This is a genomic window from Phytobacter palmae, assembly GCF_039409775.1.
Classification (GTDB): domain Bacteria; phylum Pseudomonadota; class Gammaproteobacteria; order Enterobacterales; family Enterobacteriaceae; genus Phytobacter; species Phytobacter palmae.
Window position 1 is genome coordinate 76,358 of sequence record NZ_JBCIVJ010000010.1, and the last position, 22,228, is coordinate 98,585.

Annotated in this window: 21 protein-coding genes and 1 pseudogene; 16 read left to right on the forward strand and 6 right to left on the reverse strand. The window is 53.3% G+C overall.

Annotated elements, in window-relative coordinates; genetic code table 11:
• Positions 1-81 precede the first annotated feature (81 nt).
• The 8 genes from nsrR (at position 82) to rlmB (ending at position 8,502) form a co-directional block, all read left to right on the forward strand.
• Positions 82-510, forward strand: coding sequence for a nitric oxide-sensing transcriptional repressor NsrR (nsrR, locus tag AAIG39_RS13680; protein ID WP_090080939.1), 429 nt, complete (start codon positions 82-84; stop codon positions 508-510).
• Between the two features lie 155 nt (positions 511-665).
• Positions 666-3,098, forward strand: a complete 2,433-nt coding sequence (gene rnr, locus AAIG39_RS13685) for a ribonuclease R (protein ID WP_090080942.1) — start codon at positions 666-668, stop codon at positions 3,096-3,098.
• Positions 3,099-3,319: 221 nt separating this feature from the next.
• Entirely contained in the window at positions 3,320-4,336 is a 1,017-nt protein-coding gene (gene cuyA / locus AAIG39_RS13690) for a D-cysteate sulfo-lyase (RefSeq protein ID WP_343194105.1), read from the forward strand.
• On the forward strand, positions 4,329-5,054 hold the full coding sequence (gene cuyB / locus AAIG39_RS13695; RefSeq protein ID WP_343194106.1) for a cysteate racemase: 726 nt from the start codon (positions 4,329-4,331) through the stop codon (positions 5,052-5,054). The genes cuyA and cuyB overlap by 8 nt, the downstream gene beginning before the upstream one ends.
• A 75-nt stretch (positions 5,055-5,129) precedes the next feature.
• Complete coding sequence (locus tag AAIG39_RS13700; protein ID WP_343194107.1) at positions 5,130-6,131, forward strand: taurine ABC transporter substrate-binding protein; 1,002 nt, start codon at positions 5,130-5,132, stop codon at positions 6,129-6,131.
• On the forward strand, positions 6,128-6,898 hold the full coding sequence (locus AAIG39_RS13705; RefSeq protein WP_343194108.1) for an ABC transporter permease: 771 nt from the start codon (positions 6,128-6,130) through the stop codon (positions 6,896-6,898). The genes AAIG39_RS13700 and AAIG39_RS13705 overlap by 4 nt, the downstream gene beginning before the upstream one ends.
• Positions 6,898-7,674, forward strand: a complete 777-nt coding sequence (locus AAIG39_RS13710; protein ID WP_090080951.1) for an ABC transporter ATP-binding protein — start codon at positions 6,898-6,900, stop codon at positions 7,672-7,674. The genes AAIG39_RS13705 and AAIG39_RS13710 overlap by 1 nt, the downstream gene beginning before the upstream one ends.
• A gap of 93 nt (positions 7,675-7,767) precedes the next feature.
• Positions 7,768-8,502 carry a 23S rRNA (guanosine(2251)-2'-O)-methyltransferase RlmB gene (gene rlmB, locus AAIG39_RS13715; RefSeq protein ID WP_090080953.1) on the forward strand — a complete coding sequence of 245 codons (735 nt, stop codon included), beginning with the start codon at positions 7,768-7,770 and terminating at the stop codon, positions 8,500-8,502.
• A 72-nt stretch (positions 8,503-8,574) separates the two neighbouring features.
• Here the strand turns inward: rlmB and AAIG39_RS13720 are convergent, their stop codons facing one another.
• Complete coding sequence (locus tag AAIG39_RS13720; protein WP_090080955.1) at positions 8,575-9,855, reverse strand: MFS transporter; 1,281 nt, start codon at positions 9,853-9,855, stop codon at positions 8,575-8,577.
• A gap of 162 nt (positions 9,856-10,017) precedes the next feature.
• Here AAIG39_RS13720 and AAIG39_RS13725 point away from each other — a divergent pair, with 162 nt between their 5' ends.
• Entirely contained in the window at positions 10,018-11,637 is a 1,620-nt protein-coding gene (locus AAIG39_RS13725) for an isovaleryl-CoA dehydrogenase (protein WP_343194109.1), read from the forward strand.
• On the opposite strand, the gene AAIG39_RS13730 is transcribed toward AAIG39_RS13725, so the two are convergent.
• From AAIG39_RS13730 to bsmA, 3 genes are all read right to left on the reverse strand, one after another.
• On the reverse strand, positions 11,634-13,568 hold the full coding sequence (locus AAIG39_RS13730; RefSeq protein WP_343194110.1) for a methyl-accepting chemotaxis protein: 1,935 nt from the start codon (positions 13,566-13,568) through the stop codon (positions 11,634-11,636). The two genes, AAIG39_RS13725 and AAIG39_RS13730, sit on opposite strands and share 4 nt — an antisense overlap.
• Positions 13,569-13,737: 169 nt before the next feature.
• Positions 13,738-14,013, reverse strand: a complete 276-nt coding sequence (yjfN, locus tag AAIG39_RS13735) for a DUF1471 family protease activator YjfN (protein WP_039077798.1) — start codon at positions 14,011-14,013, stop codon at positions 13,738-13,740.
• 135 nt (positions 14,014-14,148) lie between these two features.
• On the reverse strand, positions 14,149-14,478 hold the full coding sequence (bsmA, locus tag AAIG39_RS13740; protein WP_090080962.1) for a biofilm peroxide resistance protein BsmA: 330 nt from the start codon (positions 14,476-14,478) through the stop codon (positions 14,149-14,151).
• Positions 14,479-14,665: 187 nt separating this feature from the next.
• Between bsmA and yjfP the strand changes: the two genes are divergently transcribed.
• Positions 14,666-15,415, forward strand: coding sequence for an esterase (gene yjfP / locus AAIG39_RS13745; RefSeq protein WP_343194111.1), 750 nt, complete (start codon positions 14,666-14,668; stop codon positions 15,413-15,415).
• 12 nt (positions 15,416-15,427) lie between these two features.
• Here the strand turns inward: yjfP and ulaR are convergent, their stop codons facing one another.
• The gene (ulaR, locus tag AAIG39_RS13750; RefSeq protein ID WP_249569667.1) at positions 15,428-16,183 is read right to left on the reverse strand and encodes an HTH-type transcriptional regulator UlaR; all 756 of its coding nucleotides are present in this window, start codon (positions 16,181-16,183) and stop codon (positions 15,428-15,430) included.
• Between the two features lie 120 nt (positions 16,184-16,303).
• A complete protein-coding gene (gene ulaG / locus AAIG39_RS13755; protein WP_343194112.1) occupies positions 16,304-17,368 on the reverse strand; it encodes an L-ascorbate 6-phosphate lactonase in 1,065 nt (354 codons plus the stop codon).
• Positions 17,369-17,728: 360 nt separating this feature from the next.
• Between ulaG and AAIG39_RS13760 the strand changes: the two genes are divergently transcribed.
• The 6 genes and pseudogenes from AAIG39_RS13760 (at position 17,729) to AAIG39_RS13785 (ending at position 22,134) form a co-directional block, all read left to right on the forward strand.
• The gene (locus tag AAIG39_RS13760) at positions 17,729-19,126 is read left to right on the forward strand and encodes a PTS ascorbate-specific subunit IIBC (RefSeq protein ID WP_090080975.1); all 1,398 of its coding nucleotides are present in this window, start codon (positions 17,729-17,731) and stop codon (positions 19,124-19,126) included.
• 14 nt (positions 19,127-19,140) lie between these two features.
• A pseudogene (ulaB, locus tag AAIG39_RS13765) lies at positions 19,141-19,445 on the forward strand (PTS ascorbate transporter subunit IIB).
• 9 nt (positions 19,446-19,454) lie between these two features.
• A complete protein-coding gene (gene ulaC, locus AAIG39_RS13770; RefSeq protein ID WP_090080981.1) occupies positions 19,455-19,922 on the forward strand; it encodes a PTS ascorbate transporter subunit IIA in 468 nt (155 codons plus the stop codon).
• Between the two features lie 11 nt (positions 19,923-19,933).
• On the forward strand, positions 19,934-20,587 hold the full coding sequence (ulaD, locus tag AAIG39_RS13775; RefSeq protein ID WP_090080983.1) for a 3-keto-L-gulonate-6-phosphate decarboxylase UlaD: 654 nt from the start codon (positions 19,934-19,936) through the stop codon (positions 20,585-20,587).
• A 9-nt stretch (positions 20,588-20,596) separates the two neighbouring features.
• Positions 20,597-21,451 (forward strand): L-ribulose-5-phosphate 3-epimerase, encoded by an 855-nt coding sequence (locus tag AAIG39_RS13780; protein WP_249569664.1) that lies wholly within the window; start codon positions 20,597-20,599, stop codon positions 21,449-21,451.
• Positions 21,451-22,134: an L-ribulose-5-phosphate 4-epimerase gene (locus AAIG39_RS13785; protein ID WP_343194113.1), complete on the forward strand. Its 684-nt coding sequence runs from the start codon at positions 21,451-21,453 to the stop codon at positions 22,132-22,134. The genes AAIG39_RS13780 and AAIG39_RS13785 overlap by 1 nt, the downstream gene beginning before the upstream one ends.
• Positions 22,135-22,228 lie beyond the last annotated feature (94 nt).

The following is a 22,228-nucleotide window of genomic DNA, read 5'->3' on the forward strand; positions in this document are numbered from 1 at the left end:
GCATCACTGTTGGCTGGTTTATCATCAATAGAGTCAATACCTGTAGGTATCTCACCTTTCTCCCTTTTTACTGAGGTAGATGTGCAGTTAACAAGTTTTACGGATTACGGATTACGCGCGCTGATTTACATGGCTTCCTTGCCGGAAGGAAAGATGACCAGCATTACCGAAGTCACTGAAATTTATGGTGTGTCCCGTAATCATATGGTCAAAATAATCAATCAACTTAGTCGTGAAGGTTACGTTGCTGCCGTCAGAGGAAAAAACGGCGGGATACGCCTTGGCCGCGCGGCGAAAGATATCTGCATTGGCGATGTCGTGCGTGACCTGGAACCACTGGCACTGGTTAACTGCAGCAGTGAGTTTTGCCATATTACTTCCGCCTGCCGCCTTAAGCGGGCGCTTTCTAAGGCTGTGCAAAGTTTTCTCAAGGAGCTGGATAACTACACGCTGGCCGATTTGGTTGAAGAGAATCAACCGCTTTACAAATTACTGCTGGTGGAACAATAAAAACCCTGACTATTTCACGGTGCATCGCGGCGGCAACTGAGCGAATTTACCCGACGCTTACATCAGTAAGTGACGGGGTGAGTGAAGCAAGCCAACTAAGAGGTAGCGTAAAAGATGACGGGACTTTCACCAGAGATGACAACGGAGGAACCGCTATGTCACACGATCCTTTCCAGGAACGCGAAGCTGAAAAATACACAAACCCCATCCCCAGCCGCGAATTTATCCTCGAACATTTAACAAAACGTGAAAAACCTGCCAGCCGTGAAGAACTGGCAATTGAACTCAATATCGAAGGCGAAGAGCAAAACGAAGCACTGCGCCGCCGCCTGCGCGCCATGGAGCGCGACGGACAACTGGTCTTTACCCGCCGTCAGTGTTACGCCTTGCCAGAACGCCTTGATTTGCTTAAAGGAACGGTTATTGGTCACCGCGATGGCTACGGTTTCTTGCGCGTAGAAGGCCGCAAAGACGATCTGTACCTCTCCAGCGAACAGATGAAAATGTGTATCCACGGCGATCAGATTCTGGCTCAGCCTTTGGGTGCTGACCGTAAAGGTCGTCGTGAAGCGCGCGTCGTGCGCATCCTGGTGCCAAAAACCAGCCAGATTGTCGGCCGCTACTTTACTGATGCGGGCGTCGGCTTTGTGGTGCCGGATGACAGCCGTCTGAGCTTCGACATCCTCATCCCACCAGAAGAGATTATGGGCGCACGCATGGGTTTTGTGGTGGTGGTTGAACTCACCCAGCGCCCGACCCGTCGCACTAAAGCCATCGGTAAAATCGTCGAGGTGCTGGGCGATAACATGGGTACCGGCATGGCTGTCGATATGGCGCTGCGCACTCATGAAATCCCTTATGTCTGGCCGCCAGCGGTTGAAAAGCAGATCTCCGGCCTGAAAGAGCAGGTGCCGGAAGAGGCGAAAGCGGGTCGTGTTGATCTGCGCAACTTGCCGCTGGTCACCATCGACGGCGAAGACGCTCGCGACTTTGATGATGCTGTTTATTGTGAAAAAAAACGCGGCGGCGGCTGGCGTTTGTGGGTGGCCATCGCCGATGTGAGCTATTACGTCCGCCCTGGCACACCGCTGGATGACGAGGCGCGTAGTCGCGGTACATCGGTCTATTTCCCTTCTCAGGTAGTACCGATGCTGCCGGAAGTGCTCTCTAATGGTCTCTGCTCGCTTAACCCGCAGGTTGACCGTCTGTGCATGGTCTGCGAAATGACCGTCTCGACAAAAGGGCGTCTGACTGGCTTTAAATTCTACGAAGCGGTGATGAGCTCTCATGCGCGTCTGACTTACACCAAAGTCTGGCATATGTTGCAGGGCGATCAGGAACTGCGTGAGCAGTACGCGCCGCTCGTGAAGCACATCGAAGAGTTACACAACCTTTATAAAGCGCTCGATCAGGCTCGCGCCGAGCGCGGTGGCATCTCGTTTGAAAGTGAAGAAGCTAAATTTATCTTCAACGCCGAGCGTCGCATTGAGCGTATCGAGCAGACGCAACGTAATGATGCGCACAAGCTCATCGAAGAGTGCATGATCCTGGCCAACATCGCCGCTGCACGCTTTGTGGAAAAGGCCAGCGAACCAGCGCTGTTCCGTATTCACGATAAGCCGAGCAACGATGCGATTACCGCATTCCGCTCGGTGCTGTCCGAACTGGGACTGGAGCTGCCTGGCGGTGGCAAACCAGAGCCGCGCGATTATGCTGAGCTGCTGGAGTCCATCGCCGATCGTCCCGATCATGAGATGCTGCAAACCATGCTGCTGCGATCCATGAAACAGGCGGTCTACGATCCGGAAAACCGTGGTCACTTCGGCCTGGCGCTGCAATCGTATGCACACTTTACCTCGCCGATCCGCCGTTATCCGGATCTGTCGCTGCACCGTGCTATCAAGTATTTGCTGGCAAAAGAGCAGGGCCATAAAGGTAACAGCACAGAGACCGGCGGTTGGCACTACTCTATGGAAGAGATGCTACAACTGGGCCAGCACTGTTCGATGACCGAACGGCGTGCGGATGAAGCAACCCGAGAAGTCTCTGACTGGCTGAAGTGCGACTTTATGCAGGATCAGGTGGGTAACACCTTCTCCGGCGTGATCGCCAGTGTTACCGGTTTTGGTTTCTTTGTACGTCTGGATGACCTGTTTATCGATGGTCTGGTGCATGTCTCCACGCTGGATAACGACTACTATCGCTTCGACCAGGTCGGTCAGCGTTTGATTGGCGAATCAGGCGGTCAGACCTATCGTCTGGGCGACAAAGTGCAGGTTCGCGTGGAAGCTGTCAACATGGACGAGCGCAAGATCGACTTCTCGCTGATCTCCAGTGAACGCGGCCCGCGCAATGTCGGTAAAACCGCCCGTGAAAAGGCAAAAAAAGGCAGCGGTGCGAAACCGTCGGGTAAACGTCGTCAGACCGGTAAGAAAGTGAATTTCGAACCCGACAGCGCATTTCGTAAAGCGAAAGGCCCGGCGAAACCGAAGAAAGAAAAAAGCGTGAAAAAGCCCTCCGCGAAGACGCAAAAAATCGCTGCGGCGACCAAAGCGAAACGCGCCGCTAAAAAGAAAGCGGCTGAATAAGCTGCCATGAAATACCGTCTAATAACCCCTCTCAATCCAGAGGGGTTATTCTTTTTTAACGTAATATATTCCCGCTTGTAATAGAAATTGCCTTCCGGTTGGTTATTTCTCTGACTTAGCTAAATAATGAAAATCGATATTTATTATTGGTGATTAGCGCTCAGAATCTGATGTGTATAGTGACTCCCATCTGTTATTCGCTTATTTAGCAAGGAGTCGTTATGCATCTGGCGCGCTTTCCCCGACTTTCACTCGGCCATTTTCCTACCCCCCTGGAGCCTCTGAATAATCTTTCTGCATTACTGGGTGGTCCGAAAATATGGATCAAACGTGATGATGCGACAGGGCTTGCCAGCGGTGGCAATAAAACCCGTAAGCTGGAGTTTCTGCTGGCCGATGCGCTGGAGAAAAAAGCTGATGTGATCATTACCCAGGGGGCGACCCAGTCTAACCATGTGCGCCAGACCATTGCCGGCGCGGCGAAACTTGGGCTGGCTGCAAAAGTGCTGCTGGAAAAACGCGTCACCGATTTTGGCGAAGAGTATCAACGTTCCGGGAATGTCCTGCTGGATGATTTGCTGGGCGGCGAAATTGTTGCCCATCTTCCGGGCGGCACTGATATGCAGCAGGCGATGGAAGAGTATGCCTTGACGCTCCGAGAGCAGGGCCACAACCCCTACGTCATCCCTGGCGGTGGTTCTAACCCGATTGGCGCACTGGGCTACGTAGCCTGCGCTGAAGAGCTTCTTTACCAGTCTTCACAGTTACGTTTGCGTATTGATCATGTTGTGCACGCTACCGGCAGTACGGGTACACAAGCCGGGCTGGTCGCCGGGTTTACCGCCACCAACAGCCAGGTGCCTGTGCTGGGGATTAGCGTTCGCGCACCGAAGGCGAAGCAGGAGGAGAACGTCTGGAATCTGGCCTCGCGCACCCTGGCATTGCTGGGTGTGCCGGGTGAGCTGCCGCGTGAGGCGGTGGTGGCGAACAGCGATTACGTTGGTGATGGTTATGGCCTGCCAACCGAGAGCATGCTGGAGGCACTGACCCTCTTTGCCCGTCATGAAGGCATTCTTCTCGACCCGGTCTATTCCGGCAAAGGAGCGGCCGGGCTTATCGACCTGATTCGCAAGGGCCATTTCCGCAAGGATGAGAACGTAGTGTTTATCCACACTGGTGGTTCGGTTGGCCTGTTTGGTTACCGCCAGGTGCTGGAGGCGCATGCCCGTCATGGCTAAGCCCTTTTTGCTCGGCGTGCTGGGTGGCATGGGGCCGCTCGCCACGCTCGACTTTCAGCACAAATTGCTTGATGCCACACCGGCGCAGAGCGATCAGCACCATCTGCCGTCGGTAGTATGGAATGTGCCGCAAATCGCCGATCGGCAAAAGGCGCTGGCCGGGATTGGCCCGTCGCCGTTGCCTCAGCTACTTGAAGGCATTAAAAAACTGAATCAGGCGGGGGCGAGCCATATCGCTATCCCCTGCAATACTGCACACCACTGGTATTCGCAACTGAGCGCCGCCAGCGATGCGCCCATTTTGCATATCGTGGATGCCACCCTGGATGCGCTATTAACGGTGGCTAAAAAGCCCGAACGTGTCGGCATCATTGCCACTAAAGGGACGCTGGACGCAGGCTGGTATCAGCAACGACTCGCAGCTCAGGGTATTGAATCCATTACGCCCACCGAAGACGAACTGGCGGAGTGGTTTGTACCCGGATGCTATGCCGTGAAGCGTGGCAAACTGACCGAGGGTGGCGAAATGCTCTCTTTGCAGGCGCTGGCGCTGATGGCGCGCGGCGCGCAGCAACTGGTGCTGGCCTGCACGGAGGTCCCGGTGGCTCTGCGCGCGGTGGATGCGCCATTTTTGCCACTCACCTACGACCCCGCACAAGCGCTGGCCGAACGATGTTCCCGCCTCTGGCAGGACTATCGCCTCACGCAACAGGCATAAAACAAGACGCTTTAATTGATTATTTTCTCCTGTTTTGCAGGAGTGATGACATGCATTTATCTCAAGGAAAAAGAAATGAAAAAAACGCTCGGCATATTATTCGCAGCAGCCAGTTTTTGGACCAATATCAGTATGGCCGCCAATCCTCCAGAAGTCCGTGTGGCTTATAGCGGCGGCTCGCAGGTATTAATGTTGGCAAAAGCCGATGGCTCGTTAGATAAGGCATTACACAGCCAGGTGAAATGGGTGCAATTCGCTTCCGGTGCGGATGCACTTAATTATTTCGCCAGTAATGCGATTGATATTGCGAATTTCGGCTCCAGTCCGGCAACTGCGGGTATCGTGCGTAAATTACCGGTTGAAATTATTGGTGTCTCCGGTGTGATAGCCAGCTACGAGCGTTTAATTGGTAAAGAAGGCATCAACAATATTAAAGATATTGAAGGGAAACGCGTGGCCTATCCGCCGAACTCCACCGCGCAATATGCGCTGGAAGCGGCTATCAGCGTCAATAAACTGGATCGCAGCAAAATTACCCTCCTGCCATTGCGCCCGGCAGAGATGGTGGCGGCCTGGAAACGCGGTGATATTGATGCAGGCTATGTATGGGCGCCGTTTGCCCAGGAGCTGGAATCCTCCGGCGGTCACCAGGTCTTTGCCACTAAAGATCTGCAAAAAGATGGCTACCTGATTTACAACAACTACGTCGTACGTAAAGCCTTTGCGCAACAATATCCAGAAACGGTAAGCGCCTTCCTGCGCATACACCAGCAGAAAGTCGACGAGTTTAAGAAAGACCCGGAAAGCGCAGCGGCTATCGTAGCGAAAGAGGTAGGTGCACCGGTGACTACCGCGGCTAATACCCTGGGGGGGCTGGAGTATCCGACACTGGCCGATCAAGGCACGGCGGCCTGGCTGGGTAACGGCACAGATACCACGCACAGTGGTATCGGCAAGGCGCTCAGCAAAACGTCCAACTTTCTCGCAGGCATAGGCGAAATCCGCCAGCGTGATATCCCGGACAACTGGGATGCGGCCATCGACTCCCGTTACATCCGGGAAGCGGCAGCAAAATGAAAGTAAGTCAGCATATTGCCATCAGCGTATTTTCGGTGGCGGTTTTCTTCGCACTCTGGCAACTGGCGGCCACCCGGCAATGGGTGGACCCGCTGTTGCTGCCGTCACTCACCGATATTGGCCTTACGGCACAAGAACTTCTGGCAGACGGCTATCGCCAGGTGCCGCTGTGGCAGCACGTAGCGGTGAGCCTGGCCCGCGCCCTGAGCGCTTTTGCCGTCGCGATTGTGTTGGGCATCCCGCTCGGGCTGTTGATGGGGCTTTCGCCCGGTTTGTCCGCGGTGCTTAACCCGTTCGTGCAATTCCTGCGCCCGTTGCCGAAAATCGCGCTGATCCCGCTGGCGGTGGTGTGGCTGGGGATTGGAGAAGCCTCGAAATTCTTCCTGATCTTTATCGCCACCTTCCTGAGCGTGGTGGTTGGCGCGTCGGCGGCGGTAGAGCGGATTGGCCGGGCGCGCATTCGTGTGGCGCAAACGCTGGGTGCGACAAAAGGGCAGATTTTCCTGCGTGTGGTGTTGCCGGACGCGCTACCGGATCTCTTCACCACCGTCAGGCTATCAATCGGCATTGGCTGGACATCGCTGATCGCTGCCGAGATGGTGGCGGCAAGTTCCGGCCTCGGCTGGATGGTGATTAATGCCAGCTCCTACTTACGCACCGATATCGTCATGCTCGGCATTCTGTTGCTGGGTGGAACGGGCTATCTGTTGGATTTATTACTGTTGGGACTGCAACGTATGTTTGTCCCATGGGCGGGGAAAGAATAATGAGTGCCATCGCGCTGGAAAATGTCAGCCTCTCCTTTGCGGCAAAACCGCAGCCGTTTACGGTTCTGGAGGAGATCAATCTCACTCTGGATAAAGGGGAGTTTGTGGTACTGCTGGGGCCGTCGGGCTGCGGCAAATCCACTATCCTCAATCTTGTCGCCGGGTTTACCAAACCGGATAGCGGCCGCGTACTGGCGACCGGAAAACCCGTGCAGCAGCCGGGGCCGGAGCGCGGCATGATCTTTCAGCAGCCAAACCTGTTCCCGTGGTTGTCAGTGCTGGATAACGTCACCTTTGGCCCGCGTCTGGGCCGTTATCAAAAAGAAGAGGTCAATGCCCGTGCGCTGGACTGGCTGAACCGCGTTGGTCTGAAAGGTTTTGAGCAGCATGCGCCGTGGCAGCTTTCCGGCGGTATGAAACAGCGTGTGGCGCTGGCCCGCGCCTGGCTGCCGGGGCCGGAGGTATTGCTCCTGGATGAACCTTTCGGGGCGCTGGATGCACAAACCCGCCTGATGATGCAGGAACTCCTGCGAGAGGCCTGGCTTACCACTGGCACCACGCTGCTGTTCGTTACCCACGATGTAGAAGAGGCGCTGTTTCTCGCTGACCGCATCCTGGTGATGTCGGCGAAACCGGGAAAAATCGTCGAAGAGATTGTCCTGCCCTTTGGCCGCGATCGCGATATCGAAACGCTCGCGGAGCACCCGCGTTACGGCGAAATCAAGCAGCACGTTTTACACCGCGTCCGTCAGGAGGCGAAACGCCATCTTAGTTGATTCGATCTGAGGCGTCTGTCGGTTATAATGTGGCGATGTGAATGTCTCACAGCCTATTCAACCCGGCGATATCGCCCCAAATGAGTACCATTGATGAGTGAAATGATTTACGGCATCCATGCGGTGCAGGCCCTGCTGGAACGCGCACCAGAGCGTTTTCAGGAAGTGTTTATTCTCAAGGGGCGCGAAGACAAACGTCTGCTGCCCCTGATCCACGCGCTGGAAGCGCAGGGTGTCGTGATTCAGGTCGCTAACCGTCAATATCTGGATGAAAAAAGCGAAGGGGCGGTGCACCAGGGCATTATTGCTCGCGTGAAACCGGGCCGTCAGTATCAGGAAAACGATCTTCCGGATCTGATCGCCAGCCTCGATCAACCCTTCTTACTGATCCTTGATGGCGTCACCGATCCTCATAACCTCGGCGCCTGCCTGCGTAGCGCCGATGCGGCTGGCGTACATGCGGTGATCGTCCCGAAAGACAAGTCTGCGCAACTGAATGCGACTGCTAAAAAAGTGGCCTGTGGCGCTGCGGAAAACGTCCCGCTGATCCGTGTGACCAACCTGGCGCGCACCATGCGTCTGCTCCAGGAAGAGAATATCTGGATTGTGGGCACTGCGGGTGAAGCGGATCATACCCTCTTCCAGAGCAAAATGACTGGCCCTATGGCGCTGGTGATGGGCGCGGAAGGCGAAGGCATGCGCCGTCTGACACGTGAGCACTGCGACGAGCTGATCAGCATTCCGATGGCAGGTAGCGTGTCGTCGCTGAACGTGTCGGTCGCCACCGGTATCTGCCTGTTCGAAGCCGTGCGTCAGCGTGCGAAATAAGCCGTAAACTCTCCCGGAGAAAGGTTTTTAGTGTTTTCACCCTCTCCCGGCGGGAGAGGGTATCAGGCCGCACTACTCCTCCAGTGAACGCTGATGATCGTCTTTCCTGAGTGTCATCAGCGCAATTACGCTCACTACTGCCGTTACCATCACATACCAGGCCGGAATATCCAGATTCCCCGTCTGCTTAATCAGCCCGGTAATAATTAACCCCGCACAGCCTGAGAAAATCGCATTCGACAGCGAATAGGCCAGCCCCAGCCCGGTGTAACGGACACGCGTGGGAAACATTTCCGCCAGCATGGCGGGGCCCGGGCCTGCCAGCATGCCCACCAGTCCACCGGCGATAAACACGACGGATGCTTTGACCAGTAAGGTACTGGATTCCGCCTGTAAAATTTTCAGCAAGGGCAACGCCAGGATAAGCAGCAGAACGGCGGCGGTGACCATCACGGCGCGTCGCCCAATCCGGTCGCTCAGCATGCCGGACGGGATAATCGTCAGAGCGAACCCGGCGTTTGAAATCACCGCAATCAACAGCGCCTGATTAAAACCAGTGTGCAGCGCCGACTGAAGGTAGGTCGGCATAATGACCAGATAGGTATAACCCGCCGCTGACCAGACCATCAGACGACAAATACCGGTAATAATCGCTTTTAGCGTACTGGCGAAACTGGCTGGCTGAGGCGGAGCCACCTGCGTTCTCTGGCGTACAAAACTGGGTGTCTCTTCCATGTTAACGCGAAGCCAGAGCGCCACTCCGCCCATTGGAATGGCGATGAAAAAGGGGATGCGCCAGCCCCAGTCGTGAAGTGCTTCCGGGCTCAGTAATGCTGACAACAACGCGACGACCCCGGCTCCCGCCAGTAGCCCGAGGGCGACGGTCAATGACTGCCATGCACCGTACAAACCGCGCTTACCTCGTGGGGCAAACTCGGTCATCAGCGAGACGGCTCCGCCGTATTCCCCACCGGCAAACAGCCCCTGCAAAATACGCAAGCCGGTAATAAGCAGCGGTGCGGCGACGCCAATGCTGGCATAAACCGGCACCAGACCAATAGCCGCTGTCGCCAGCGTCATCAGAACGAGAACAATAATTAGCGTCGGCTTTCGGCCTATCCGGTCGCCCATGCGGCCAAACACCACCGCACCCAATGGCCGGAAGAAGAATGCCACTGCAAACGCGGCATAGGTCAGGATCAGACTGGTGATAGCAGATTCACCTTCGAGGGTAAAAAAGTTCTTAGCAATCACCGTGGCAAGAAAGCCATAGACCGCAAACTCGTACCATTCGATAAAATTACCGATAGAGCCTGCGATCAGCGCTCTTTTTTGTGCATATGTTGTTGTCATGGGCGTCACCGTTCCTGGTTTCATAACATTAAGCCTCGCCGCTAAGTGCGGGTAACGCAAACAGAAAGCGCCCATACGTACCGTTTTGTGACCGCTATCGCGGGCGGAACGCCCCCCATCTGCCCATACTTATTGCCGATGTCATTGATGGAGAGCAAACAGATGCACTGGCAAACGCATACCGTTTTTAATCAACCCATCCCCCTGAATAACAGCAATCTTTTCCTTTCTGACCGGGCTCTGTATGACGCTGTGAACCGCGAAGGGGCGGCCTGGGATACTGATTTATTAGCCAGTATCGGCCAGCAATTGGGTACAGCGGAATCGCTGGAGCTCGGCAGGCTGGCCAACGTCAATCCACCGGAGCTGTTGCGCTATGACCCGACGGGGGCACGACTTGATGATGTGCGGTTTCATCCTGCATGGCATTTGCTGATGCAAGGTCTGTGCGCCAACCGTGTTCACAACCTGGCGTGGGAAGAGGATGCCCGCAGCGGCTCTTTTGTTGCCCGTGCCGCGCGGTTTGTGCTTCATGCGCAGGTGGAAGCTGGTTCGTTATGCCCTGTTACCATGACCTTTGCCGCCACGCCGTTATTGCAGCACTCTCTGCCTGCCCCGTTTAAAGACTGGCTAAAACCGCTGATGAGCGACCGTTACGACCCACATCTCGCGCCAGGCAACCAAAAGCGTGGTCTGCTGATTGGTATGGGGATGACGGAAAAACAGGGCGGTTCGGACGTGCTCAGTAATACCACACGGGCGCAACGCAGCGGCGAGAGCTATCGGCTGGTGGGACACAAGTGGTTTTTCTCAGTACCGCAGAGTGATGCGCATCTGGTTCTGGCACAGGCGGAAGGCGGGCTCTCCTGCTTTTTTGTCCCCCGTTTTTTACCCGACGGACAGCGTAACGGTGTGCGACTGGAGCGCCTGAAAGATAAGCTGGGTAACCGCTCGAATGCCAGCAGCGAAGCGGAGTTCTGCGAGGCCAGCGGCTGGTTGGTCGGGGAAGAGGGGGATGGCGTGCGTCAAATCCTCAAAATGGGCGGCCTGACCCGCTTTGACTGTGCGCTGGGGAGTCACGGTCTGATGCGCCGGGCATTTTCCGTGGCGCTATATCATGCCCATCAACGTCAGGCATTCGGAAAAAATCTCATCGACCAGCCAATGATGCGGGAAGTCCTTAGCCAGATGGCGCTGCAACTGGAAGGACAAACCGCGTTTTTATTCCGCCTTGCCCGAGCCTGGGATGCTCGCGCTACGCCGGAAGAGACGCTTTGGGCACGGTTGTTCACCCCCGTTGCGAAATTTGCGGTCTGCAAAGCGGGTATGCCATTTGTTGGCGAAGCCATGGAAGTCCTGGGGGGTATTGGCTATTGCGAAGAGAGCGAACTTCCCCGGATTTATCGGGAAATGCCGGTAAACAGTATCTGGGAGGGCTCCGGCAATATTATGTGTCTTGATGTATTACGCGTACTGGGCAAACAGCAGGGGATCAATGAGTTGTTGCATGATGCGTTTGGCGCGGTCAAAGGCCAGGACAGGCACTTTGATCGCGCATGGCGCCAGTTACAGCAACAGTTGCGTAAACCTCTGGAGGCGCAGGGGCGGGAAATTACCCGGCAGCTCTATCTGTTAGCGACGGGGGCACAAATGTTGCAATTCGCTTCCCCGTCGATAGCGCAAGCCTGGTGCCGGATGATGCTGGATATACGCGGCGCGTCGGTTGTGCCAGAGCAGGTACAAAATGACCTGCTGCTGCGTGCCACAGGCGGTGCCGGTTAGTCCGTTTTCAGGCTAAACAGGCGGACCACCTCCGTCAAATGGGCTCCTTTTTCACGCAGTGTGCCAGCGGTTTGCTCACTGCGTGAAACCCGTTCTGCGTTAATATGAGTGGCTTCGCCAATATGTGTCATGGCGATATTGACCTGATTAATACCTGCCGACTGCTCATGGGAGGCGTTGTTAATCTCATTAACCAACTGGCTGATGTGGTTCATATGCGCAGTAATAGACTCCATTGCCTGCCGGGTATTATTGGATAACGCATGGCCCTCACGGACTTTTTTGAGCGTATCGCTGGTCAGCTCATCGATCTCTTTTACCGCATTGGCGCTGCGCGCCGCCAGCGCCCGTACTTCCTGGGCCACGACGGCAAATCCTTTACCATGTTCTCCGGCGCGAGCGGCTTCAACTGCGGCGTTAAGTGCAAGGATATTAGTCTGAAAGGCAATCGATTCAATTACATGGGTGATATCGGCAATCCGCTGAGAGGCGTTACGAATCGCGTCCATGGTCGCAACCGCTTCTTCGACGGTGATTCCACCCTTTTGTACTTCCACGGCGGTTTCATTCACCAGCGAAAGCATCTCTTCCATACTGGCGGCATTCTGCTGAAGAGTCGCAGCAAGTTGCTCCATGCTGGCTGAGGTCTCCTCGACGCTGCTGGCCTGCTTATTAATTTGCTCGCTGATTTCACTGCTGTCGGCGGCAAGCGCATTGGTACCATGGTGAATATCACTGGCGGATTCACGCACTTGTAAAACAATAGTGTGCAGACCATTCCCTATCCCGTTGATGGCATCAATGAGTTGTCCCACTTCGTCCTGACGTTTGACCTCCAGGCTGGCCCGCAGATCGCCCGACGCATAACGGCTGGCCAGGCCGATGGCATCGCGCAGGGGGCGGGTCAACCAGCGGCGGACAATCACTACAAACAGTGCGGCAAACAGCAAAGAGAGCACCAGCCCGGCAATCAGGAACTGATTGCGTAGCGTGTTGACATCATTGAGTAATACCGCTTTGTCGACTTCACCCACCACTGTCCAGTTCCAGCCGGGCACGGTTATCCAGGAGAGCATTTGTCGATGGCCATCGGGGCGCAGTTGGTCCAGCGTACCAGTGGTCTCTTGCAGAACGGTATTCAGATCGCGTTCATCCCAGTGCGGGCGTTTACCCTCCTCGCTGGGGTGGAACAGGTAATTACCGTAATTCTTGCCGCTATTGCGATCCAGGACGTAGAAATGACCGCTATCACCAAGCTGACGCCCGAGGATTTTACTACGCATGATTTTCCATGAGTGAGTGATGTCCACTCCGACAAACAAAATGGCTATTGTGTTGCCGCTGTTATCTTTTACCGGCTGGTATTGTGTGATGTAGCGCTTACCGAATAATAAGGCCAGGCCGCGGTACGTTTCCCCTTTCAACGCAGGGGAAAAAGCCGGGCTGGCTTTGTCCAGCTTCGTGCCTATCGCACGATCTCCATTCTCTTTACGTAACGAGGTGGCAACGCGCACAAAGTCATCGCCGCTGCGTACAAACAGCGTGGCGATAGCCCCGGTGCGGGTAAGAAAGTCATCAACAATCGTATTGTTTTCATGAAGATCATTGTCGCCCCCTTTCAGCAAGGGAACACTGATACCGTTAATTTCACGGCGCTGCGCCTGATCAATGGTCACAGGCTGAGGCAAAAAACTGTTGAACAGCCGGGTATAGCTTTCCACCTCTTCGCTCAGGCTGCTGTTAAACATTTCTACCATATCCTGGACGCCCGTGGACTGATTATGGAGATCTTCAACGGCCAGCGTTTCCAGTTGTTGACTGGCTTTATTGCTTAACAGAAAAGTAAATACCAGGAAAAGCACGGCTACGCTTGTACCCGTCAGAAGAGAAAGTTTAGTGCCGAGTCCAATGCGACTAAAAAAGGTGCTCATAAAATATCCGCTGAAAAGAGTGTCAGCACCTTCAACGGCAATAATTCGATAACATTTAATGTGTCAATGTAACTAAATGTTGCAAAAATATATCTGTGTAGTAACTCTTTGTTAAAAAAAGATAAACAAAAAAGCCACTCGTTAAAAGTGGCTTTTCGTGGATGACCTGTCAGGCATAGAGTATGGCTTGCACTCGCCAGTTATCTGCCCGTTGTTCTTCTTGCATCTGAATAATACGATACCAGGATGCTCCCTGTTCGTCGGCTTTCAATGCGATGACACGCTCCACATCCTGTGGACTTCCGGAAACATTGTTGACAGAAATCAGGCCAATTTCATTGAGCCCGGTGACGCAATCAGCGCTCGCGAACTCTGCTGGCTGCGCTGTTATGCTGGCTAAACCTGTAGAAAGCAACAGTGAGTTTAAGGCAAGAGATCGTTTCATATCAGCTCCATTCCACGTTACCCCGATTTTTTCCAGGGCACTCCATCGCGCGAAAATTCCATACATTCCATTGTGCACAGGCAAACATAAAAGGACGCAAAGCAGTGTAAATCTTCCTTAAACCCAGACGCTTACTTAATGACGATACAACATCGCCCTTGCGTACCAGCGGCCAGGAATAACCGTGTCATCCATCATCATAATGACGTAATAATCCGCTTTCTCAGCAGTAGCTCTGGCTTTTATTTCATCTTCAACGTCCATAGGCGAACCCAGCACTGATACGCTAAATGCACCCATTTCCTGCAGGTTTTGTGTCTGATTGCGACTTATCTCCTGCGGATGATCGCTGACGGGCGGAGCGGGCTGTGGCTTACCTTCCAGCACACTACATCCACTTAAAAACAGCGCTACAACAAGGGGTAGAAACCAGCGCGTCATGTTTTCATGTCTCCTGATAGCCATAGTGTAGTTCCATAATAAATACGCAAGAGGGGAATGTTCCCAATTTTGCTATTACCAGCATAAGTTTCGAATGAAAATGCGATCGGCGCAGCATCTTTATTTAAAGGGTGACACTGCATATGCAAACGCAGACTTGCAGCTTCGAAGATGTGATGGCATACCAGCACTATAGATCAAGGAGAGGCCAATGATTGAACTCGACGTAAGGCATTTTGCCGGGATTGAAACTTTGCACGCGTTTCCGGCAGGCAAAGGAGCGCAGCCATTACCCTGTATTGTTTTTTACCACGGATTTACCTCTTCCAAACTGGTATACAGCTATTTTGCCGTGGCGCTGGCTCAGGCCGGGTTTCGGGTCGTCATGCCCGATGCTCCGGAGCATGGTGCCCGGTTTGACGGCGATGAAAGGCGGCGGCTACAGCGTTTCTGGCAAATCTTGCAGGGAAATTTTGCGGAGTTTGCGTCGCTGAAAGAGGCGCTGTACCGGCAAGGATTGATTGAAAATCACCGTTTGGGTGTGGGGGGCGCATCAATGGGCGGCATGACGGCGCTGGGTATTATGACGCAGTTCCCGGAGGTCAGGAGCGTTGCCTGCCTGATGGGGTCAGGCTATTTTTCCACCCTGGCAAAAACTCTTTTTCCGCCGCTGGAGGTGATCACGCCGGAACAACAAGTGGCGTTCGATCAGATTGTCGCACCGTTAGTAAAATGGGATATCAGCGGGCAACTGGCACAGCTCGCCAGCCGTCCGCTTTTTCTCTGGCATGGAGAGGAAGATGATGTGGTCCCCGCAGCGGAAACATTACGCCTGCAACAGGCATTGACGGCTGCTCATCTGGACGAACAGTTAACCTGCCTGTGGGAGGCTGGCGTTAAACATCGCATAACTCCCACCGCCCTGGCGGCCACCGTCCGCTTCTTCAGCGACCACCTGTAACTCCATATCTGACTACACGCGTATCACTTTAACTCCCTGATCCTCAAGTTTTTTGAGGATTTCGGGGTTGGCCTGTTTTCCGGTAATCACCAAATCGATTTGATCGGCGGTGCTGAACAGCATACCCGCACGCTCACCGACTTTGCTGCTATCCACCAGAACGACCAGTTTTCCGACCATGTTCAGCATCTTCTGTTCGGCCATGGCCGTCAGCATATCGGTTTTATAAAGTCCCTCTGCCGTCAGCCCTTTTCCGCTGGTAAACATCCAGTGACCGGCATAGAGGCTATTTTCACTGCTTTGCGGGCTCAGCGTGATGGACTGCGTCTTATTGTACTGCCCGCCCATAATGACCACGCTTTCATGTTCTTGCTCGATAAGATAATTGGCGAGCGGTAGGTAATTCGTGATGATTTGTACTGGCTTACCGCAGATTTCTCGCCCCAGCAGAAAGGCGGTTGATCCACAATTGATCACCACGCTTTCACCCGCGCTTACCAACTGCGATGCGGCTCTGGCGATACGCACTTTTTCATCGTGGTGGAGTGCTTCGTGGATATTCATCGGCGACCAGCGCGGACGTTGCTGGCTGATGGCTTCAGCACCGTTACGCACTTTCTTGAGTTTGCCACTTTCATCCAGTTTATTGATATCGCGGCGTGCGGTTGCAGGAGAAACGCCCAGGCTGGCGATTACTTCTTCAACCGTAATAAAGCCGGTCTGCGCCAGTTGATCCAGCAGTATTTGATGTCGTTGCGCTTCCGTCATGAGCTATTCCGATGATTATTGATGTGAAAAGATGATATTTGAAATAGCCTGAAATTACTAAAGATAAGTGCACGACACTGATGATAAAAAGCGGGTGCACACATGCACCCGCCCTGGTTTTTAGAGGAACGACTTAAACGGTAAATCGGGCTCGATAGTGAAGCAATCATCAAAACCACGCGGATAGTGATACTCGAAATTGTCTTTATCCACAGGCCAGGTAAATTTTCCGCCAACCTGCCAGATATAAGGCTTAAAGCCATACTGCAAGCGGTCTTTTTTCATATTCCACAGAACGCGAATCTCTTGCGGATCGGCCTGAAAATTTGACCAGATATCATGGTGGAATGGGATCACGACTTTTGTCTTCAGTGCTTCCGCCATACGCAGTATATCGGCGCTGGTCATCTTATCCGTAATACCGCGCGGGTTTTCCCCGTACGAGCCCAATGCCACATCGATCTGGTGCTCGTTGCCATGCTTCGCATAGTAGTTGGAATAGTGAGAGTCGCCGCTGTGGTACAGCGTACCGCCGGGCGTTTTAAATAGGTAATTCACCGCCCGCTGATCCATGCCGTCAGGCAGTACGCCCGCCGCTTTTTGCTCTACAGGGAGGGTAATTAATGCGGTGCGATCGAATGCGTCAACTGCATGAATTTCTATATCTTTTATGCGAACAACATCGCCCGGTTTGACGACGATACAGCGTGATTTAGGTACGCCCCAGCCAATCCATAAATCGACGCAGGTTTGTGGGCCGATGAAGGGAACATCATCGGCACAGTTCTTCATGACGGCAGCGGCGACGTTTACATCAATATGATCATTATGATCGTGGGTGGCGAGGATGGCATCGACCTGACGGATAGCGAACGGATCCAACACAAACGGCGTGGTGCGCAGGTTCGGCTGCAATTTTACAACGCCTGCCATGCGCTGCATCTGATGGCCTTTTTTCATCAATGGGTTGCCATGACCCTGCTTGCCCGTACCACACCAGAAATCGACACACACATTGGTACCCCCTTCTGATTTAAGCCAGATACCAGTACAGCCCAGCCACCACATAGCAAAGGTGCCGGGAGCGACACGTTCCTGCTCAATTTCTTCATTAAGCCAGCTTCCCCACTCGGGAAAAGTGCTAAGAATCCATGATTCCCGGGTAATCGTTTCAATTTTACTCATCGTGTCGCTCCTTCCTTTTTAATCAAAACAAATCATATTGTGATAAGTTGTGATTTATATTTTCACAGTTTCATCAGGATGGCAACAGTGTTTCGTATGTCGAATCGCATCGTTCGTGCACTGCAAGGGCAATTTTTTCGTGATGATTTTCTTGTTTCCTATATTAACAGTATGAATTTAATAGAATAATTATCGACTTGTCGTACTGGGTATGTATACGCAATGAGAACGGGGAAATAAATTGCGTGATACATCACAATTAATCAAAAACAATCTTTTTGTGATTATTTATGATTGATAGAGTGTTTTCACCTTGCGCTGCATTGAGCAGATGCAGCCACTTTCTTACTGGAGCGAGTTATGGAGATTCTCTACAACGTCTTCACCGTCTTTTTTAACCAGGTGATGACCAATGCCCCGTTGCTGTTGGGGATCGTGACCTGTATTGGCTATATCCTGTTGAGAAAAAGTGTCAGCGTTATCGTTAAAGGCACGATCAAAACGATCATCGGCTTTATGTTGCTGCAGGCGGGGTCGGGGATTCTGACCAGTACGTTTAAACCGGTGGTTGCCAAAATGTCCGAGGTATACGGCATTAATGGCGCGATTTCTGACACCTATGCGTCAATGATGGCGACAATCGAACGTATGGGTGAGGCGTACAGTTGGGTAGGTTATGCAGTATTGCTGGCCCTGGCGCTAAACATTATTTACGTACTGCTGCGGCGTATTACGGGCATTCGCACCATCATGCTAACCGGGCATATCATGTTTCAGCAGGCTGGTCTGATTGCCGTCTTCTTCTTTATTCTCGGTTACTCCATGTGGACCACCATTATCTGTGCTGCTGTGCTGGTTTCACTCTACTGGGGCATTACCTCCAATATGATGTATAAGCCCACGCAGGAAGTGACAGATAACTGTGGCTTTTCTATCGGTCATCAGCAGCAGTTCGCCTCCTGGATTGCTTATAAAATCGCCCCCTATCTTGGAAAAAAAGAGGAAAGCGTCGAAGATCTGAAACTGCCGGGCTGGCTGAATATCTTCCATGACAACATTGTCTCGACCGCCATTGTCATGACGGTTTTTTTCGGCGCGATTCTGCTCTCCTTTGGCCTCAATACCGTACAGGCGATGGCGGGAAAAACCCACTGGACGATTTATATCCTGCAAACCGGATTCCAGTTTGCGGTGGCGATTTTCATTATCGTCCAGGGCGTACGTATGTTTGTCGCTGAGCTTTCCGAAGCCTTCAACGGTATCTCGCAGCGCTTGATTCCGGGAGCTGTGCTGGCGATTGACTGTGCGGCGATTTATAGCTTTGCGCCCAATGCGGTGGTCTGGGGCTTTATGTGGGGGACTATCGGCCAACTGATTGCGGTCGGCATCCTGATTGCCTGCAGTTCCTCTATTCTCATCATTCCGGGTTTCATTCCGATGTTCTTCTCTAACGCCACTATCGGCGTCTTTGCCAACCACTTCGGTGGCTGGCGTGCTGCCATCAAGATTTGCCTGGTGATGGGCATGATCGAAATCTTTGGCTGTGTATGGGCGATAAAACTCACAGGTATGAGTGCGTGGATGGGAATGGCTGACTGGTCCATCCTGGCGCCGCCTATGATGCAAGGCTTTGCCTCTGTGGGCATCGCGTTTATGGCCGTGATGATTTTGATTGCGCTGACTTACATGTTATTCGCCGGTCGCGCCCTGCGTGCTGAAGAAGACGCGGAAAAACAATTAACAGAACACTCTATTTAAAAAGGAGTTTGATTATGACCATACGTATTCTGGCTGTGTGTGGTTGTGGGCAAGGCAGTTCCATGATCATGAAAATGAAAGTTGACCAGTTTTTGACGCAGCAAAAGGTCGACCACACGGTGAATAGCTGCGCGGTGGGGAATACAAAAGCGAGCTGAGCGGTGCGGATATAATCATTGCCTCTACCCATGTCGCCAGTGAAATCGAGGTCTCCGGCAATAAGTATGTAGTAGGGGTACGCAATATGCTCTCTGCCGCTGATTTTGGTCCGAAGTTGATGGAAGTCATCAACGCCCATTTTGCGCAGGATGTGAAATAAGGACTCACTATGAAATTACGTGACTCTCTGGCGCAGAACAATGCGATTCGCCTGCAGGCAGACGCTAAAACGTGGCAGGAGGCGGTGAAGATTGGCGTGGATCTGCTGGTAGAGGCTGAGGTTGTTGAACCGCGTTACTACCAGGCCATTCTGGATGGCGTTGAACGGTTCGGACCGTACTTTGTGATTGCTCCGGGACTTGCGATGCCTCATGGCCGCCCGGAAGAAGGGGTGAAGAAAAATGGCTTTGCACTGGTGACCCTCAAAACACCGCTGGCTTTTAATCACGAAGATAACGACCCGGTCGACATTCTCATCACCCTGGCGGCAGTGGATGCACGCACGCATCAGGAAGACGGCATCATGCAAATCGTCAACCTCTTTGAAGATGAAGCGAATTTTGACCGTTTACGCGCCTGTCGTACGACGCAACAGGTACTGGATTTGATTGATTGCGCCACGGCGGCGTCTGTATAAGGAACAAAAAGATGTCTGATTTACCGATGTTGCAGGTAGCTCTGGATAACCAGACGCTTTCACACGCTTATGAAACCACCCGCTTAATTGCCGAAGAGGTGGATATTATTGAGGTAGGCACCATTTTATGCGTTGGCGAGGGCGTTCGTGCTGTTCGCGATCTGAAGGCTTTGTATCCTCATAAAATTGTACTGGCCGACGCTAAAATTGCCGACGCCGGGAAAATCCTTTCAAGGATGTGCTTTGAAGCCAATGCCGACTGGGTAACCGTAATCTGTTGCGCTGATATCAACACGGCCAAAGGAGCGCTGGATGTGGCGAAAGAGTTTAACGGTGACGTGCAGATCGAACTGACCGGCTACTGGACGTGGCAACAGGCGCAGCAGTGGCGAGATGCTGGCATTCAACAAGTGGTTTATCACCGTAGTCGTGATGCGCAGGCGGCAGGTGTCGCATGGGGTGACGCGGATATCAGTGCGGTGAAAAAACTGGCCGAAATGGGCTTTAAGGTTACGGTGACCGGCGGACTGGCGCTGGAGGATTTGCCGCTGTTCAAGGGCATACCCATTCACGTTTTTATTGCCGGACGCAGTATCCGTGACGCCGCTGATCCCGTCGAAGCGGCACGTCAGTTCAAGCGTTCGATTGCGCAACTGTGGGGCTAAGGAGCGGGTATGTTGTCAAAACAGAGCCCGCTGGGTATCTACGAAAAAGCACTCCCTGCCGGGGAGTGCTGGCTGGAACGGCTGCGACTGGCGAAAACGCTGGGCTTCGATTTTGTCGAAATGTCGATTGACGAAACCGATGCGCGTCTGGAGCGCCTCGACTGGAGCATGGAGCAGCGGCTGGCGTTGGTGGCTGCGGTAGCCGAGACGGGTGTTCGTGTTCCCTCTATGTGTTTGAGTGCGCATCGGCGTTTTCCTCTGGGCTGTGAAGATGATGTGGTACGCAACCAGGGGCTGGAGATCATGCGCAAGGCTATCCGATTTGCGCAGGATACCGGTATCCGGGTGATTCAACTCGCCGGTTACGACGTTTATTACCAGCAGGCGAATGATGAGACGCGCCGTCGCTTTCGTGACGGGCTCAAAGAGAGCGTTGAAATGGCCAGCCGTGCGCAGGTAACTCTGGCGATGGAAATCATGGATTACCCGCTGATGAACTCGGTCAGCAAAGCATTGGGGTACGCACACTATCTTAATAATCCATGGTTTCAGCTCTATCCGGATATCGGCAACCTTTCTGCCTGGGATAACGACGTGCAAATGGAACTGCTGGCGGGCGTCGGCCATATCGTGGCGGTTCATGTCAAAGACACGCGCCCTGGCGTCTTCAAAAACGTCCCCTTTGGCACCGGTGTAGTGGATTTTGAACGCTGTTTCTCCACGCTCAAAGAGAGCGGCTATTGTGGTCCGTACTTGATCGAAATGTGGAGCGAGACAGCAGAAGATCCGGCGGCAGAGGTGCTAAAAGCACGTGACTGGGTGAAAGCGCGTATGGCAAATGCAGGTTTAGTGGAGGCGGCATAATGCAAAAGCTAAAACAGCAGGTGTTTGACGCCAATATGGATTTGCCGCGCTATGGGTTAGTGACCTTTACCTGGGGAAATGTCAGCGCTATTGATCGTGAACGCGGGCTGGTGGTAATTAAGCCCAGCGGTATCTCCTATGAGAGCATGAAGCCAGATGACATGGTCGTGGTGGATATACAGGGCAACAGGGTGGAAGGTCAGTGGCGTCCGTCTTCCGATACCGCAACACATCTTGAGTTGTACCGACGCTATCCTCAGCTTGGCGGTGTTGTGCATACCCATTCTACGCATGCCACGGCATGGGCGCAGGCAGGGCTGGCCATTCCGGCGCTTGGCACCACCCATGCAGATTATTTCTTTGGCAATATTCCCTGCACCCGGGCGCTCTCTGAAGAAGAGGTGCAGGAAGAGTATGAACTGAACACTGGTAAGGTGATCGTCGAGACGCTGGGTGAGATTAATCCACTGCATACGCCAGGTATTTTGGTCTACCAGCACGGTCCGTTTGCATGGGGAAAGGACGCTGCTGACGCCGTTCATAATGCGGTAGTCCTGGAAGAGGTAGCCCGGATGGCCTGGATTGCACGTGGTATCAATCCGGCGTTAAAACCGATTGATAATTACCTGATGAATAAACATTTTATGCGTAAGCACGGACCGAAAGCCTATTACGGACAGTAATCGCTAGTCCGGCCACGTGAAGCACTGCCGGGATTGCCCTGGAGTTAGCTACGCTTCGTCCGGATTATCAGAAAATTATGCTCCGGAATGTATA